Annotated in this window: 17 protein-coding genes; 16 read left to right on the plus strand and 1 reads right to left on the minus strand. The window is 61.6% G+C overall.

Annotation, left to right across the window (positions count from 1 at the left end):
* The first annotated feature begins 174 nt into the window (after positions 1–174).
* From BJF92_RS05095 to BJF92_RS05160, 14 genes are all read left to right on the plus strand, one after another.
* Positions 175–543, plus strand: coding sequence for an HNH endonuclease (locus tag BJF92_RS05095; protein WP_075633675.1), 369 nt, complete (start codon positions 175–177; stop codon positions 541–543).
* On the plus strand, positions 533–721 hold the full coding sequence (locus BJF92_RS05100; protein WP_075633676.1) for a hypothetical protein: 189 nt from the start codon (positions 533–535) through the stop codon (positions 719–721). Before BJF92_RS05095 ends, BJF92_RS05100 begins: the two co-directional genes overlap by 11 nt.
* Positions 722–833: 112 nt before the next feature.
* Positions 834–1,322, plus strand: coding sequence for a hypothetical protein (locus BJF92_RS05105; RefSeq protein WP_075633677.1), 489 nt, complete (start codon positions 834–836; stop codon positions 1,320–1,322).
* Entirely contained in the window at positions 1,309–3,015 is a 1,707-nt protein-coding gene (locus BJF92_RS05110) for a terminase large subunit domain-containing protein (RefSeq protein ID WP_075633678.1), read from the plus strand. Before BJF92_RS05105 ends, BJF92_RS05110 begins: the two co-directional genes overlap by 14 nt.
* 9 nt (positions 3,016–3,024) lie before the next feature.
* Positions 3,025–4,272, plus strand: a complete 1,248-nt coding sequence (locus BJF92_RS05115; RefSeq protein ID WP_075633679.1) for a phage portal protein — start codon at positions 3,025–3,027, stop codon at positions 4,270–4,272.
* Positions 4,272–4,937 (plus strand): HK97 family phage prohead protease, encoded by a 666-nt coding sequence (locus tag BJF92_RS05120; protein WP_075633680.1) that lies wholly within the window; start codon positions 4,272–4,274, stop codon positions 4,935–4,937. Before BJF92_RS05115 ends, BJF92_RS05120 begins: the two co-directional genes overlap by 1 nt.
* 5 nt (positions 4,938–4,942) lie before the next feature.
* The gene (locus BJF92_RS05125; protein WP_158032190.1) at positions 4,943–6,151 is read left to right on the plus strand and encodes a phage major capsid protein; all 1,209 of its coding nucleotides are present in this window, start codon (positions 4,943–4,945) and stop codon (positions 6,149–6,151) included.
* Positions 6,152–6,196: 45 nt separating this feature from the next.
* On the plus strand, positions 6,197–6,673 hold the full coding sequence (locus BJF92_RS05130) for a hypothetical protein (RefSeq protein WP_143523902.1): 477 nt from the start codon (positions 6,197–6,199) through the stop codon (positions 6,671–6,673).
* Positions 6,674–6,675: 2 nt separating this feature from the next.
* The gene (locus BJF92_RS05135) at positions 6,676–7,215 is read left to right on the plus strand and encodes a head-tail connector protein (RefSeq protein WP_075633683.1); all 540 of its coding nucleotides are present in this window, start codon (positions 6,676–6,678) and stop codon (positions 7,213–7,215) included.
* Positions 7,206–7,553, plus strand: a complete 348-nt coding sequence (locus BJF92_RS05140) for a phage head closure protein (RefSeq protein WP_075633684.1) — start codon at positions 7,206–7,208, stop codon at positions 7,551–7,553. The genes BJF92_RS05135 and BJF92_RS05140 overlap by 10 nt, the downstream gene beginning before the upstream one ends.
* The gene (locus BJF92_RS05145; protein WP_075633685.1) at positions 7,553–8,005 is read left to right on the plus strand and encodes an HK97-gp10 family putative phage morphogenesis protein; all 453 of its coding nucleotides are present in this window, start codon (positions 7,553–7,555) and stop codon (positions 8,003–8,005) included. Before BJF92_RS05140 ends, BJF92_RS05145 begins: the two co-directional genes overlap by 1 nt.
* Positions 8,005–8,394 (plus strand): DUF3168 domain-containing protein, encoded by a 390-nt coding sequence (locus tag BJF92_RS05150; protein ID WP_075633686.1) that lies wholly within the window; start codon positions 8,005–8,007, stop codon positions 8,392–8,394. The genes BJF92_RS05145 and BJF92_RS05150 overlap by 1 nt, the downstream gene beginning before the upstream one ends.
* A complete protein-coding gene (locus tag BJF92_RS05155) occupies positions 8,391–8,816 on the plus strand; it encodes a phage tail tube protein (protein WP_075633687.1) in 426 nt (141 codons plus the stop codon). The genes BJF92_RS05150 and BJF92_RS05155 overlap by 4 nt, the downstream gene beginning before the upstream one ends.
* Positions 8,816–9,166, plus strand: a complete 351-nt coding sequence (locus BJF92_RS05160) for a hypothetical protein (RefSeq protein WP_143523903.1) — start codon at positions 8,816–8,818, stop codon at positions 9,164–9,166. Before BJF92_RS05155 ends, BJF92_RS05160 begins: the two co-directional genes overlap by 1 nt.
* Before the next feature lie 288 nt (positions 9,167–9,454).
* On the opposite strand, the gene BJF92_RS05170 is transcribed toward BJF92_RS05160, so the two are convergent.
* The gene (locus tag BJF92_RS05170) at positions 9,455–9,922 is read right to left on the minus strand and encodes a thermonuclease family protein (protein WP_075633690.1); all 468 of its coding nucleotides are present in this window, start codon (positions 9,920–9,922) and stop codon (positions 9,455–9,457) included.
* A gap of 325 nt (positions 9,923–10,247) precedes the next feature.
* Here BJF92_RS05170 and BJF92_RS05180 point away from each other — a divergent pair, with 325 nt between their 5' ends.
* On the plus strand, positions 10,248–12,809 hold the full coding sequence (locus tag BJF92_RS05180) for a phage tail tape measure protein (RefSeq protein ID WP_075633692.1): 2,562 nt from the start codon (positions 10,248–10,250) through the stop codon (positions 12,807–12,809).
* Positions 12,809–13,462, plus strand: a complete 654-nt coding sequence (locus BJF92_RS05185; RefSeq protein WP_075633693.1) for a hypothetical protein — start codon at positions 12,809–12,811, stop codon at positions 13,460–13,462. The genes BJF92_RS05180 and BJF92_RS05185 overlap by 1 nt, the downstream gene beginning before the upstream one ends.
* The last annotated feature ends 3 nt before the right edge of the window (positions 13,463–13,465 follow it).

Genomic DNA, 13,465 nt, shown 5'->3' on the forward strand with positions numbered 1-13,465 from the left:
TTGACCCCTGAATGCCTCGGCAGGACCGAGGCAAAGAGAGAACCTCTCTCAGGTCGGTAGCCGGGCGGACCCTTCCCTGAAAGCCTCTCAGGAGGCATCGACTCAGGGACAGTGCTACAGCTATGAGAGAACGACAAAAGGCGGCCAATGGGCCGCCTTACTCGTATGTAGGGTATGGCACGTCTTACGACCATCAAGCCCCGCCTCTCCATCTCTCCGCCCCGTCTTGGCCGCGCCCCTGGCGACGAGCAAGCCCGCCTGCGCGAGCGTGACCGCAATGTCACCTGGCGCAAGTGGTACAAGACGGCGCGATGGGAAAGGCTGCGGCAAGAGATCCTGATCAGGGATAACTACACATGCCGGCAGACGGGCGTGATCTGCGCCGGCAAGCACCCTGCGCCTGATAGCCCGGTGGTTGACCATGTGGTTCCGCATCGGGGCGACGAGGCGCTGTTCTGGAACCCCGACAATCTGCAGTGCGTGTCGAAGGACTACCACGACCGCATCAAGCAACAGATGGAGAAAGCTTCCCATGAACCTTGATCAGTCCACCCTAGCCCATGCGGCCAGCAGCCTCGGCGCAGAGATCGAGCGGCTGAGCAACCATGCCGAATACCTCAAGACCGAGCTTGGCAAGGTCACGCTCGACATCAACCAGAAGCAAGCCGCCCTGACGGCCATCAAGGCCCAGTTGCCCCCTGAGGGCGAGGTGACCCCGTAGGTCGACCGCCCGTTAGCGACCCCTAACGGACCCGACCGGGGGGGGGTATCGAAAGTCCCCAACCCCTCCGCCTCCCGGACCCGCGTCCCCCCCATTTGGAGATTTTTTTCTCGTGGACGTGATTTTTGACCTCTTCGGCAACCCTGTCCCGCTTGGTCGCGGCAAGCGCGGAAGGCCGGAACATGTGCCGACCATCGAAAACCGTAACCGTGTCAGCATGTTACTGGCCCTCGGCTGGAGCAATGAGCGCATTGCCAACTCGCTCGCCATCACGCTTCCGACCTTGAGGAAGCATTATTTTTCCGAGCTGAAGCAGAGGGGCGCGATGCGTGACCGACTGGAGGCGCGCCGGCTGGAATTGGCATGGCGCACGGCAGAGGCTGGCAACGTCGGCGCCATGAAGGAATTCGGCCGGCTCGTCGAGAAGAGCGACCGCATGGAAATCGAGCGCGAGCTTGCACAGGACAGGAAGCAGGACGCAGCGCCAGAGAAGGAGGCGCGTCTTGGCAAGAAGGCGCTTGAGGCGCAACGCGCGTTGGACGCCGACGCGGAGCTGACGAGCGAGCTGGAGCAGGAAGCGGCGCGGAATGCTCGACACTGAGGATCTGCCGCGCTTCGCCTGTCCTGACTGGTGGGAGAAGCTCCAGGCCGGCGAAACGCCGATGGCGGCCGTTCCACTCAATGAGGCGAAGGCCCGTAAGGCGCTTGCGTTCTTCAATCGGCTCCGGTTGCCGGATGTTCCCGGCAACCCGCCGATGTCGGAAGCCTGCGGAGATTGGTTCAGGGATATCCTTTGCGCCTTCCTCGCAAGCGAAGATCCCGACACGCGGCGGCGCCTTGTCTGGGAACTGCTGTGCATGGTCCCGAAGAAGAATTCCAAGACGACCTATGTCGCCGCTTTGGGCCTGACGGCGCTGTTCATGGAGGAGGCACCGAACCGGCAAATGCTGATCGTGGCGCCAAGCCAGAACATTTCGGAGCGTTGTTTCGAGCAGGCGCAAGGCATGATCCGCCTTGATCCCAAGCTGGTCGAGATCTTCAAGCTGCAGGATCACATCAAGTGCATCACGCGCGAGAAGACCGGCACGAAGCTGAATGTGAAGACGTTCGATACCTCGATCGTGACGGGGGAAATCCCGGTGCTGACGATCATCGACGAGCTGCACGAGATCGGGAAGAACGCCAAGGCGACGCGCGTCATGCAGCAAATCCGTGGCGGTGGCATCACCAAGCAGCGCGGTCAGGTGCTGATGATCACCACCCAGTCGGACGATGTGCCGGCCGGGATCTGGCGAACGGAACTGAAGAAGGCACGGGCGATCCGCGACGGTAAGGGCGGCGGCTCGCCGATCATGTTGCCGGTGCTTTATGAGTTCCCGGAGGAAAAGCAGCGCGATCAGGATTACTGGCGCGATCAGACGAACTGGGATCTCCTGCTTCCTAACCTCGGCCGGTCTATCGATCCGCAAGCGCTGGTCGAGGACTACGAAAACAACGGGAGCGTCAGCAAGGAAACCGAACAGGTTTGGGCGAGCCAGCACCTCAATATCGAGATCGGTGTTGGCCTCGGGGGCGACGGATGGTCCGGCGCGATCCACTGGCAATCCTGCGCGGACTCGACACTGACAGGGCTCGACACGCTGCTTGCGCGTTCCGAAGTCTGCACGATCGGCATCGACTGGGGCGGCGCCGACGACTTGGCGGCCCTGTTCGTCATGGGCCGGGAAAAACACACTCGCCGATGGCTCGGCTGGACCATCGCATGGGCGCGCGAAACCGTCTTCGAGCGGCGCAAGAGCATCGTGTCGAAGCTGCGCGAGTTTGAGGAGGCCGGTGATCTGATCGTTGCGAAATCCGGCGAGGAGCAAGCCGCCTCTGCGGCCGCTGTCTGCAAGCGGGTTTTTGAGGCGGGCAAGCTGCCGGAAGCCGCAGGGATCGGTCTCGACTCGGCTGGCGTTGCGCTGCTGGTCGATGCCTTGGAAGCCGAAGGGCTGGTCGAACCGCTGGTGCAGGCCGTTCTACAGGGCTGGAAGCTGCAAACCGCGATCTCGTCGGTGCCTCTCAAGCTCGAAGATCAGCGCTTCGTGCATGGCGATCAGTCAATCATGGCATGGTCGGTTGGCAACGCAAAGCAGACGCTGCGCGGCAGCAATTACGTGGTGACGAAGGAAGTCTCCGGCGCCGCGAAGATCGACAATCTCATGGCCATGTTCAACGCCGCTATGCTGATGTTCCTCAATCCGGAAGCGCGGCCTTCCTCTTACCTCGAAGCCGGCGAGCTTCTCGTCCTCTAGGAGACATTCATGGCCACATGGTGGGCTCCCTGGACATGGTTCGGGGAGGGGCGGTCGCATGCCGACAACTTCATTCGCAATGTCGGCGCCGCGCCGGGGAAGTTCGGGTTGCCGGTCAATGAGCGCACCGCGCTACAACTCTCTGCGGTACTCTGTGCCGTGCGCGTGATCGCCGAGGGCGTGGCGCAGGTGCCGTTGAAGGTCTATCGGGAGACCGAAGAAGGAAAACGGACTGTCCGTTCGCCGGCAAAAGACCACTCGGCCTATTCCGTGCTTCATCGCCGGCCCAACGCCTGGATGACCTCCTTCGAATGGCGTGAGCTGATGACCCTCCATGCCGTGCTTCTGGGGGAGGGGTACTCCATCATTCACCGTGTCAGCGGCAAGATCGATGAGCTGATTCCGGTCCATCCCTCTGCCGTCCAGATCCTGTTTGACGGGCATGACGTGCGCTATCGCATTTCGGTGGATGGCGTGTCAGCGGATTACGAGCGCAACGAGGTTTTCCGGTTGCGCGGCCCGTCGATGGACGGCGTAACAGCCCTGCCGATCGTCAGGATGGCGGCCAGTGCCATCGGTCTGGCGCAGATGCTGGAGCGCTCGCAATCCGAGCTGCAATCCAACGGCGCTCGCCCCTCGGGCATCCTGAAGCTGAAGGATGGCCAGCTGAACCCCGAAAAGAAGACCGAGATTTCGGACGCGTGGCGCAAGAAGTTCGGTCCCGGCGGTGGTGGTGGCGTGGCGGTGCTGGATGCCAATTGGGATTTCCTGTCGATGACCATGACGGCCGTCGATCAGCAGCATCTGGAGAGCCGGAAGATGCAGGTCGAGGAGATCGGCCGCGCCTTTCGTGTCCTGCCAATCATGATGATGCAGTCGGACAAGGCCGCGACCTATGCCAGCGCCGAGCAGATGTTCATGGCGCACATCATCCATACGCTCGGACCATGGCTTGATCGCTGGGAGCAGGCGATCGACCGCGACCTTCTGGACGGTGAAGAAGCGGTTTACGCCCATTTCCAGGTGAAGGGCCTGATGCGCGGCGCGGCCAAGGACCAGGCGGAATATTACGCCAAGGCGCTCGGCTCCGGCGGCGCGGCCGGTTGGATGACGCAGAACGAGGTTCGCGCACTCGAAGACATGGATCCGGTCGACGGCGGCGACGAGCTGTTTCGCGGCGCGCAGAACGATACCGGCGCTTCAAGCGATGCCGACGACCCCGCTGCGCCGGACGGGACCACACAAGAGGACGAGTGATGGAACGCAAATTCACGCCGCTCGACGAGGTGGATATCTCGTCCGACGATCGCACCGTGCGCGGCTACGCCAGCGTGTTCGGCGGCATCGACAGCTATCGCGACACGATCGTGAAAGGCGCCTATGCCTCGACCATCAAGGCCATCGGCGCGCGTGGCCTGCCGATGCTGTCCCAGCATGATCCAAGTCGTGTCATTGGCCGGTGGACCGGTCTGGCGGAAGACGATCGCGGCCTGATCGTCGAGGGTGTGCTGACACCCGGGCACAGCATCGCCAACGATGTCTATGCCTCGCTGAAGGCCGGCCACGTTGACGGTCTTTCCATCGGCTTTCGCATCCCGCCGGGTGGCGCCTCCGAGCGCGCCGATGGCGTGCGGGTGCTCAAGAAGCTCGACCTGCAGGAAATCAGCATCGTGACCTTTCCGGCCGATGCCGCCGCGCGAACGACGGCCGTAAAGGCAGATTTTCGCAAGATGACCATTAGGGAATTGGAAGCATGGCTGGTCTCTCGGGATGAAGACCGGCCACCGATGCCCGCATCCGTCGCCAAGGCTCTTCTGGCTGGCGGCTTCAAAACCATGTCTGCCGAGCGGGATGCCGGCGGAGATCAATCCGGCGACTTCAAGCAGTCGCTTCTTCACGCAATCCGCACAGCGAAGGAATGATTTCCATGTCGGTAGAACCGAACCATCAGGAGTTTGTCGACTCCATCAAGGCCGAGATCAAGAACACCTATGGCGACCTCGACAAGAAGACCGAGGATCTGGCCAAGGCCATCGACGAGGCCAAGAAGCTGATCGGCGAGAAGGCCAGCACCAGCGATATCGAGAGCCGGATCAAGGATCTGCAGACCGAGATCAAGAAGGGCGAGGATCGCGCCAACGAGATCGAGCGCAAGGCCAACCGTGCCGGCCTCTTCGGTCGCGACCATCAGGAAACCAAGAGCATCGGCGAACGCCTGTCCGAAACCGATCAGTTCAAGGCGATCCAGCGCAGCGGCTCGAAGTCCGGCACGGTTAACGTGACGGTCAAGGCGATCATGACACCCACGGCACCCGCCGCGCGCAGCCCTCTGGTCACCGCTACGCAGGCGCCGATGGTCACCCGCATCGATCGGCCCCTCATGGTGCGTGATCTTCTGCCGGTTGGCACTACCACTTCGCAGCTGATCGAATATGCGCAGGCTGGCCCGCTGGTGAACAATGCTGCGATCGTCGCTGAAGGCGTATTGAAGCCGGAAAGCAGCTTCACCTTCACGCAGGCGCAGGCCGCCGTCGTCACCATCGCGCACTGGATTCCGGTTTCCAAGCAGGTCTATGACGATGTGCCGATGCTCGGCAGCTACATCGACACACAGCTGCGCATTGGCCTGGACCAGGCGGAGGAGGACGAAATCCTTCTGGGTGCCGGCACCACGGGGCATATGAACGGTCTCTACAATCAGCGCACTGTCTATTCGGCGACCGGCATTCCCTCCAACCCGACGAAGATCGACCATATCCGCTGGGCCAAGCTTCAGGTTCGCAAGTCCTATCTGGCGGCGGACTCTGTGGTGCTCAACCCGCAGGACTGGGCGGCGATCGAAATGGCCAAGGATGCCGGCGGGAACTACCTGTTCTCCTCCATCACCTCGGGCGCGGACCCGCGGCTGTGGGGCATGCGCGTGGTCGAGAGCGACTCCCTGCCGCCCGGCAGCTTCATGGTTGGCGCGTTCCGCAGCGCCGCGCAGATCTGGGATCGCGAGGAAGCGAACGTCCAGATCTCGTCTGAAGACCGCGACAACTTCGTCAAGAACATGTTGACGCTGCGCGGCGAGGAGCGCCTGGCGCTCACGGTCTATCGCCCCTCCGCCTTCGTTGGCGGCCAGTTCCCGGCCTGACCTGATCGGTCGGCCTGATTGGTCGGAATGACCAGCGCGGCCGCCGTGGTGGCGGCCGCCTTTCCATCGGGAGATATGACGATGAGCAAACTGATCGTTGCGCAGCCCTATTATGATGGCCGTATCCGCATGGTCGGCGACGAAGTCGAGATCGACAATGCGGATGATCGCAAAAGCCTGATCGCCCGGCAGATCGTGGCCATCGTGCAAGGCGGCACAGAAGGAGAAGCGCTGCGCACGGACGGGCCGACCGTGGCCGAGTATGTCGCGGCCGGCTATCGGGCGGCAAACTATCCGCCGAGCGGATACGCCTCGCGTAGCACGGCCGAAGAGATTGCCAAGGCAATCGAGGACGAAAAGGCTGCTGAAGAAAAGGCGGACACGGCCGCTGAAAACAAGATGGAGCCGGAAGCGGAGAATAAGGCCGAACCCGTCGCATCCGACACGGCCGAGCCGCAGGCCGAAAGCACGACGGCCGAGGAATCGGCGCCCGCTTCCAAGCGCACCCGCAAGGCCGACTGATCATGGCTGTCCGTGTTCGCGTCATCGAGCCGCCAGCGCCGATTGTGACGCTTGAAGAAGTGAAAACATTTCTGAGGGTGTCGGACGACGATGCGGACACGGTCATCACATCTCTCATTGTGGCGGCGCAGGCAGAGTTTGACGGTCCAACCGGGTGGCTTGGCAGATGCTTCGGCCTTCAGAAAATCGAAGCGATCACAGATCCTCTCTGTGCCGATCTTCGCCTTCCCTATGCTGATGTGACGTCGGTCATATCGGTTGAGCGCTATTCCGCCGGCCAATGGTCTGCCATTCCTTCAGGCGAGTATCAGATCGAAGGGAATGTTCTTTCCGCGATCGACGGGACCCCATGGCCGGCCATGGACCGGGCGAGAATTGTATACACAGCTGGAATGAATGCAGGAGATCCCCGTTTGCAGCAGTTGCGGACTGCGATCTTCTTCCACGTGAAAATCCACTTTGACGATGGGGACGGTAGCGATCGGCTGCGAAGGCTTATTTCCAATCTCGTTTCGACGCTGCGGGATTACGCATGTCCTTAAATTCTTCGCAGCTCGACCGCCGTATCACCATCCAGCGCGCAACCACAGCCGTTGATGGGTTCAACGAAGCGATCGAAGCCTGGAGCGACATTGCCACGATATGGGCCAAGCGCCGCGATGTGTCCGATAGTGCCAAGATCGAGTTTCTGGCCGCCGGTCAGATTGGGTCCTTTGCCGCCGCACGGTTCACCGTACGCTCCTCGACCCTCACGCGCACGATCACTCCGGTGGACCGGATGATACACGATGGCCGGGTTTGGGCGATCAACGGCGTGAAAGAGGCTGACGAAGGGCGACGCCGCTTTATCGAAATCACCGCGTCCAGGGATGCCGACTGATGCCAACCATCAAAATCAAGATCGATGGCCTGCGAGAGCTCGACCAGGCGCTCGGCCAATTGCCCCGTTCGACGGCGAAATCCGTCCTGCGGCGGGTGCTGATCGAGGCCGGCGAGCCGGTCGCCCGCAAAGCGCGCGCCAATGCGCCGAAGCTGACCCTGCACCTGCAGGAAACAACCGACGTCGGCACGAAACTGACGAGGCGGCAGGCGGCCTTGCACAAGAAGGAAACGAAGGACGATCGCGCCTTTGCGGAGGTCTTTGTCGGCACCAGCGACCCGGCCGGTATGCAGGATGAGTTCGGCAATGAGCATCAGGCGTCGCAGCCCTGGTTGCGGCCGGCCTGGGACAGCACGAAGCAGGCCACGCTTGAGCGCATTGCGAATTCGCTCTGGGGTGAGATCGAGAAGGCGGCCGGCAGGCTCGCCAGGCGCGCGGCACGGGGGCGGTGATGGAAGAGAGCTTGATGGCGCACCTGCTCGCTTCCACGGATCTCACCGCCATCGTCGGCCAGCGCATCCGCTATGGTCGCGCCAGCCAGACGGATGCGCGGCCCTTCGTCGTTCTGCAGGTAGTTTCAGGCAGCGAGACATACACCATGGCCGGGCCGTCCGGTTACCGCGTCAGCCGCCTGCAGGTTGACTGCTATGCGGAGAGTTACGCGACCGCCAAGCGTGCGGTGCGTGCGGTCAGGGCCGCCCTGTCTGACTTCAGGGAGGGCGGCATTCAAGGCGTCTTCATCGACAGCGAAAGAGACCTTCCAGCGGCCGACGCCGGCAACGTCTCGACGCTGTTTCGTTCATCCATCGACATCAACGTCCATCACGGAGAGTCTTCATGACCGACGCGAAAATCGGCTATGGCACCAAATATGAAATCAAGGCTACAGCGGCTGCCGCGGTCTTTACCGAGGTGGCCGAGGTCACAAGCGTCACGCCGGGCGCCGCCTCGGCCGACCGGATCGAGGCGACCCATATGAAGAGCCCCGGACGGCGGCGGGAATATATCGCTGGGCTGATCGACAGCGGCGAGGCCGAATTCGAGATCAACTATATCCCCGGCAACGCCACCGACATCTTGCTGCGCACACTGATGTCCTCGGGGGATGTGACCGATCACAAGATCACCTTTCCTAATGGTGTCACGGTCACGTTCAAGGCCTCGATCACTGGCTTTGAAAAATCCATCCCCGTCGATGACCGGATGACGGCGACCATCACTGTTTCGGTCTCCGGCGATGAAACCTGGGGGACGGCGGCATAATGGCGAACCGTGAAAAAGGAGAGGTGTCGTTTTCCTGCGAGGGAAAAACATACACCATGAAACTCGGGACCGGCGCCATGTGCGCGATCGAGGATGCGACCGGCAAGAGCATCGGCGAGGTCGGCAAGGCGCTCGGCAACCCGGAGACGGCCACGCTCACGATGGTGCGAATTGTCTTCTGGGCATCTTTGCAGGGCCACCATCCCGGCACCTCGCTGGCCGATTGCGACGAGCTAATCGACGAGATCGGCGTTTCGCGTGCTGGTGAGTTAATCGGGCAGGCCTTCCAGGCGGCGGCGGCTAGAAAGTCGCCCGACGCCCGCCCTCGGACGGCGACGGCAGCCCCCTAGACTGGCCGTCGCTGATTTCGTCCTGGGTCGAGGCCAACCAGCCTTATGACCTGTTCTGGACTCTGACCTTCCGCGAGATCTCCATCATCCTGCAGGGGGTCGCCGACCGGCGCCGCGCCGAACAGGATGAGCGCATCGCGCTGGCCTGGCACATCGAGGCACTTTCCCGGCGATCTAAGCTTCCCCGCTTGGAAACGCTTCTGCAGAAGCCAAAGGCCAAGCAGAAGGAGGCGATGAGCGCGGACCAGATAGAGGCCTCCATGCGGGCATGGCTTGGCGGACGGAAGGCTAAAGCCGGCGCCAATCCCACGGCGGAATAAAAGGACCTTGCCAGACGCCAAGTTTGTCGGCCTTTGCGGCGGCTTGCTCTGCCGTAAAGGCGCCCTTCGAATAGCGCGGCCAGTCCAGGGCTTGTCCGTTGCGCACCATCCATGCCGAGACGCTTTTGCCATCGGCGCGAAAGCACTCTGCCAGAAGCCGCTTGTAGCGGTCTTTGCCGCTCGCCACGCAGCGGGTCGGACGCGATGCTGCCAAAAATTGTTCCAGGGCTTCGGCCGAAGCCTTGCCGCATCGATAGTCAGCGCCGTTTGTGGTTTTGCAGGTTTGGCGCGTTTCGGGGGCGTCAATTCCGCTGAAACGGATGCGCTGACCATGGATCTCGATCGTGTCGCCATCGATCACGGACGCGCGACCGCCGATGTCCGCAGCTTGGCTAATACTAGAGGCCAGCAGCAAGCTGATTACCAGTAGCCTCATTTGCCTTGTCTTTCGGGCAATGTTGCTATTGCCGTAGCCCGGAGAAGACTATCGGGCGCGGTAACTAATATCGCGCACTGATCCTCATTTAACTTGGCGGCAAAATTCATAACGGCTTGATCGTGGCCGCCTAACCGCTTCTCAGCCGCGCGGATCTGTTCTTCGTGCCTTGTCCCTCTTGCTTCTTCGATAATGAAGGGCATGAGCCGATTGGCCGCTATGACGCATGCATTCGAAGGTGCTCCTGCTAGCACCGATGTGGGTAGCATTGCCCCGGCGATGAGAAATCTTCGTTTCAATATATAGTTCTCCGAAAGGCCGATTCATGGCAGGCGCTGTAATCGGTGCGCTCCGTGTCAATCTTGGCATTGACAGCGCACAATTCCAAGAAGGCTTGAAGAATGCGCAGGCTGCGTTGGGCAACGCTGGCAAGTCCATGCAGCTGGTCGGCAAGAGCCTGTCGACCTATCTGACCGTGCCGCTGGCCGGGGCAGGCGCGGCGATTTTGAACACGGCCGGAAGCTTCGAAGCGTCGATGAACCGCGTGCAAGCGGCAACGAATGCGTCGACGGCCGAGTTCGACGCCATGAAAAAGATGGCGCTTGATCTGGGCGCCAACACCTCGAAGTCGGCGTCGGAATCGGCCGACATGATGGAGATGCTGGCCAAGAATGGGCTAACTGCGCAGCAGATCCTCGCCGGCGCGGCATCCGCATCCATCAAGCTTTCCGAGGCCACAGGCGGCGATTTGTCTACAGCCGCTGATGTTGCCACAAATGTCATGTCACAATTTAAAATTGGCGCCGAGGACCTCGGCGAGGTTGTCGATGGTATCACAAATGTGACGCTGACTTCCCAATTTGGTTTTAACGATTACAAGGATGCCATTGCACAAGCGGGCGGGATTGCCGGCGCCTTAGGCGTCAAGTTCCAAGATTTTAATGCTGCGATTGCCGGAACATCGTCCGTGTTCAACAGCGGCGCGGATGCGGGTACTTCTTTCAAGACTTTTTTGACGACTCTCGTCCCGAAGAGCAAAGCTGCCCGGGAACAGATGGATGCGTTGGGTCTGAAGTTTTTCGACGCTGGCGGCAAAATGAAGTCGATCGCCGACATTGCGGAAAACCTCAAAACCAGCCTTTCTGGCCTAAGTGATGAAGCGAAGAACGACGCCGTCACGACGATCTTCGGTTCCGACGCCATGCGGACCGCGCTCGCGCTCGCGGATCAGGGCGCCGAAGGCATCAACAAGCTAGCCGCATCGATCCAGCGTCAGGGGTCTGCGAACGAGCAGGCGCAGGCGCGGATGAAGGGCTTCAACGGCGAGCTGGAAAAGCTTGGCGGCTCACTGGAGACGCTGGCGAACAAGATCGCCGACGCCGGGCTTTTGCAATGGGCAACCCAGGTCGTCAGCAAGATGTCGGAGTTTGTGGACAGGCTGGGCCAGACGAACCCCGAACTGCTGAAGTGGGGGACGATCGTTGCCGCCTCGGCCGCTGCCATTGGTCCGCTGGTCATCGCGGTCGGCGCAGTCGCCGCCGGCATCGCCGCCATCGGCGCGCCCATCGCCGTGACCGTCGCCGGCTTTGCCGCCCTGGCCGCCGGGGCTGCGGCGCTTTATGCCAACTGGGATCAGGTCAAAGCATCGTTTCCAACAACGGCGGCGGTGATCGAAAAGGCTATCGCCGTTATCGAAACCACGGCGACCGGTCTGATGACCCAGCTCGGACTTGTCGGGCAGTATCTGGGGCAGTTCCTGACGGGCAACCTCACGGCGGCCGGTGAAACGGTGCGCCAGATCTTCGCCAATCTCGGCAGCATGTTCACGGATCTGGCGAACATCATCTTTCCGGGTGCCGGCGACGCCATCAAGGCGAAGATCGCCGAAGTCGTCTCGTCGGTGACGAACTTCATTTCGTCGATGATGGCGACGTTTCAGGCAATCCCTGGTCAGATGGCCGCCATTGCCGAGGAAATCGCTGCCTCATTTGCCGCTCTGCCAGGTCGCATGCTGGAGATCGGTGGCCAGATCGTCGACGGCCTTGTCAACGGCATCCAAGCCAAATGGGAGGCGGCGAAAGGGGCAATTACCGGCATTGCCGACAGCATCACGAACTCGGTCAAGGCCACCCTCGGCATTCACTCGCCGTCGCGTGTCATGCACGAGATCGGTGAATTCATCATGCAGGGCCTCCAGAACGGCATGGCGGCGGGAACGCCGAATGCTGTTTCAGAGGCGGGCAAGGCGGCGCAAGCGGTTTCGGCGCAGCTTGCAACTGCGGGCGCGGCCGGCGGGGGCGCGGTTTCCGGTGTTGAGACCGCAACGGATGCCGCCGCGGACGGCCTCTCCAAGATGGAGAGCGTCGGACAGCAGATGGCGCAAACCCTGGGCAATGCCTTCACGGGCCTGATCAACGGATCGAAGAAGCTTAAGGATGTCGCGCTCGACGCCCTTTCAAGCATTGGGCGCTCGCTGTTGAATAGCGGCCTCCAGGCTCTGTTCGGTGGCGGTGGATCCGGTGCGGCGGGTGCAAGCAGTGCAGGAGGCGGGTTCGGCTCGATCATCGCGCAGGCGATCGGGTCACTGATCGGCTTTTCACAAGGTGGGTCGATCATGCCGGGCGGCGCGGCAAATGGGACGGGTATCGACAGCCAGACTGTCGCCTTTCGCAAAAAGCCTTCCGAGCGCGTCGATATCTACGAACCGGGCAAGATGAAATCCTCGTCCGCTCTGAGCGTGCGTGGGGGTGATATCATTATTCAGGGGGATGTGAGTGAGCGGAATTTGCAGGCGATCCGCGATGCCATCGCTGAAAACAATGAGCGGCTGCCTGATATGATCGCCGATCATGATCGCAATCCGCGCATGCGCAGGCGTTTTGTCTGATGAGCGTCGTCTATCCTTATCCGGTCGAGGCGCTGTCCGATCAACTGCGAATCGAAAGCATCCTCTGGGATATCCAGCGCAATGACGAGATCTCCGGCGACGGCGAAGGCTCGGTCTGGCAGGCCGAGCTGGCGCCGCCGCTCTGGGTCGGCACCATCAGCCTTGTCCCTATGGACAGCGGCGAGGCGCGACGCATCGCCGCCCGGCTACGCAAGCTGCACGGCATGCAGGAGGCCCTGTTCTTTGTCGACCCTTCGACGGAATATCCGCAGGCCGACCCGGAGGGCCTCATTCTCGGGAATGCCACGATCAACATTGCGTCTGTCTCGTCCGATCGCGACGCCATGAGCTTTTCCGGGTTCCCCGCCGGTTACAGGCTGACGGAAGGGGACAAGCTGCAAATCTCCTATGGCTCCGACCCCGTGCGCTTCGCGTTCCTTGAGATCTCCGAGGCCGGCGCGGCGAATGGCGTCGGCACCACGCCGCAGCTCGGCGTCTTTCCGCATGTCCCGGTGGGCGTGGGCGCTGGCCTCTCGGCACGGTTCGCAAAGCCTGCCTGCCGCTGCGTTGTCATGACCGGCTCGCATAACCCTGGCACGGCACGCAAGGTCGTAACCGAGGGCGCCGGCTTCAAGCTCATCGAAAAGAGGTGAGCG

It is taken from the genome of Xaviernesmea rhizosphaerae, assembly GCF_001938945.1.
Classification (GTDB): Bacteria; Pseudomonadota; Alphaproteobacteria; order Rhizobiales; family Rhizobiaceae; genus Xaviernesmea; species Xaviernesmea rhizosphaerae.

What these genes read in the sequence shown, in the direction of transcription:
- BJF92_RS05095 (WP_075633675.1), top strand. Translation starts at nt 175, where the DNA reads ATGGCACGTCTTACGACCATCAAGCCCCGCCTCTCCATCTCTCCGCCC.
- BJF92_RS05100 (WP_075633676.1), top strand. Translation starts at nt 533, where the DNA reads ATGAACCTTGATCAGTCCACCCTAGCCCATGCGGCCAGCAGCCTCGGC.
- BJF92_RS05110 (WP_075633678.1), top strand. Translation starts at nt 1,309, where the DNA reads ATGCTCGACACTGAGGATCTGCCGCGCTTCGCCTGTCCTGACTGGTGG.
- BJF92_RS05115 (WP_075633679.1), top strand. Translation starts at nt 3,025, where the DNA reads ATGGCCACATGGTGGGCTCCCTGGACATGGTTCGGGGAGGGGCGGTCG.
- BJF92_RS05120 (WP_075633680.1), top strand. Translation starts at nt 4,272, where the DNA reads ATGGAACGCAAATTCACGCCGCTCGACGAGGTGGATATCTCGTCCGAC.
- BJF92_RS05125 (WP_158032190.1), top strand. Translation starts at nt 4,943, where the DNA reads ATGTCGGTAGAACCGAACCATCAGGAGTTTGTCGACTCCATCAAGGCC.
- BJF92_RS05135 (WP_075633683.1), top strand. Translation starts at nt 6,676, where the DNA reads ATGGCTGTCCGTGTTCGCGTCATCGAGCCGCCAGCGCCGATTGTGACG.
- BJF92_RS05140 (WP_075633684.1), top strand. Translation starts at nt 7,206, where the DNA reads ATGTCCTTAAATTCTTCGCAGCTCGACCGCCGTATCACCATCCAGCGC.
- BJF92_RS05145 (WP_075633685.1), top strand. Translation starts at nt 7,553, where the DNA reads ATGCCAACCATCAAAATCAAGATCGATGGCCTGCGAGAGCTCGACCAG.
- BJF92_RS05150 (WP_075633686.1), top strand. Translation starts at nt 8,005, where the DNA reads ATGGAAGAGAGCTTGATGGCGCACCTGCTCGCTTCCACGGATCTCACC.
- BJF92_RS05155 (WP_075633687.1), top strand. Translation starts at nt 8,391, where the DNA reads ATGACCGACGCGAAAATCGGCTATGGCACCAAATATGAAATCAAGGCT.
- BJF92_RS05160 (WP_143523903.1), top strand. Translation starts at nt 8,816, where the DNA reads ATGGCGAACCGTGAAAAAGGAGAGGTGTCGTTTTCCTGCGAGGGAAAA.
- BJF92_RS05170 (WP_075633690.1), bottom strand. Translation starts at nt 9,922, where the DNA reads ATGAGGCTACTGGTAATCAGCTTGCTGCTGGCCTCTAGTATTAGCCAA.
- BJF92_RS05180 (WP_075633692.1), top strand. Translation starts at nt 10,248, where the DNA reads ATGGCAGGCGCTGTAATCGGTGCGCTCCGTGTCAATCTTGGCATTGAC.
- BJF92_RS05185 (WP_075633693.1), top strand. Translation starts at nt 12,809, where the DNA reads ATGAGCGTCGTCTATCCTTATCCGGTCGAGGCGCTGTCCGATCAACTG.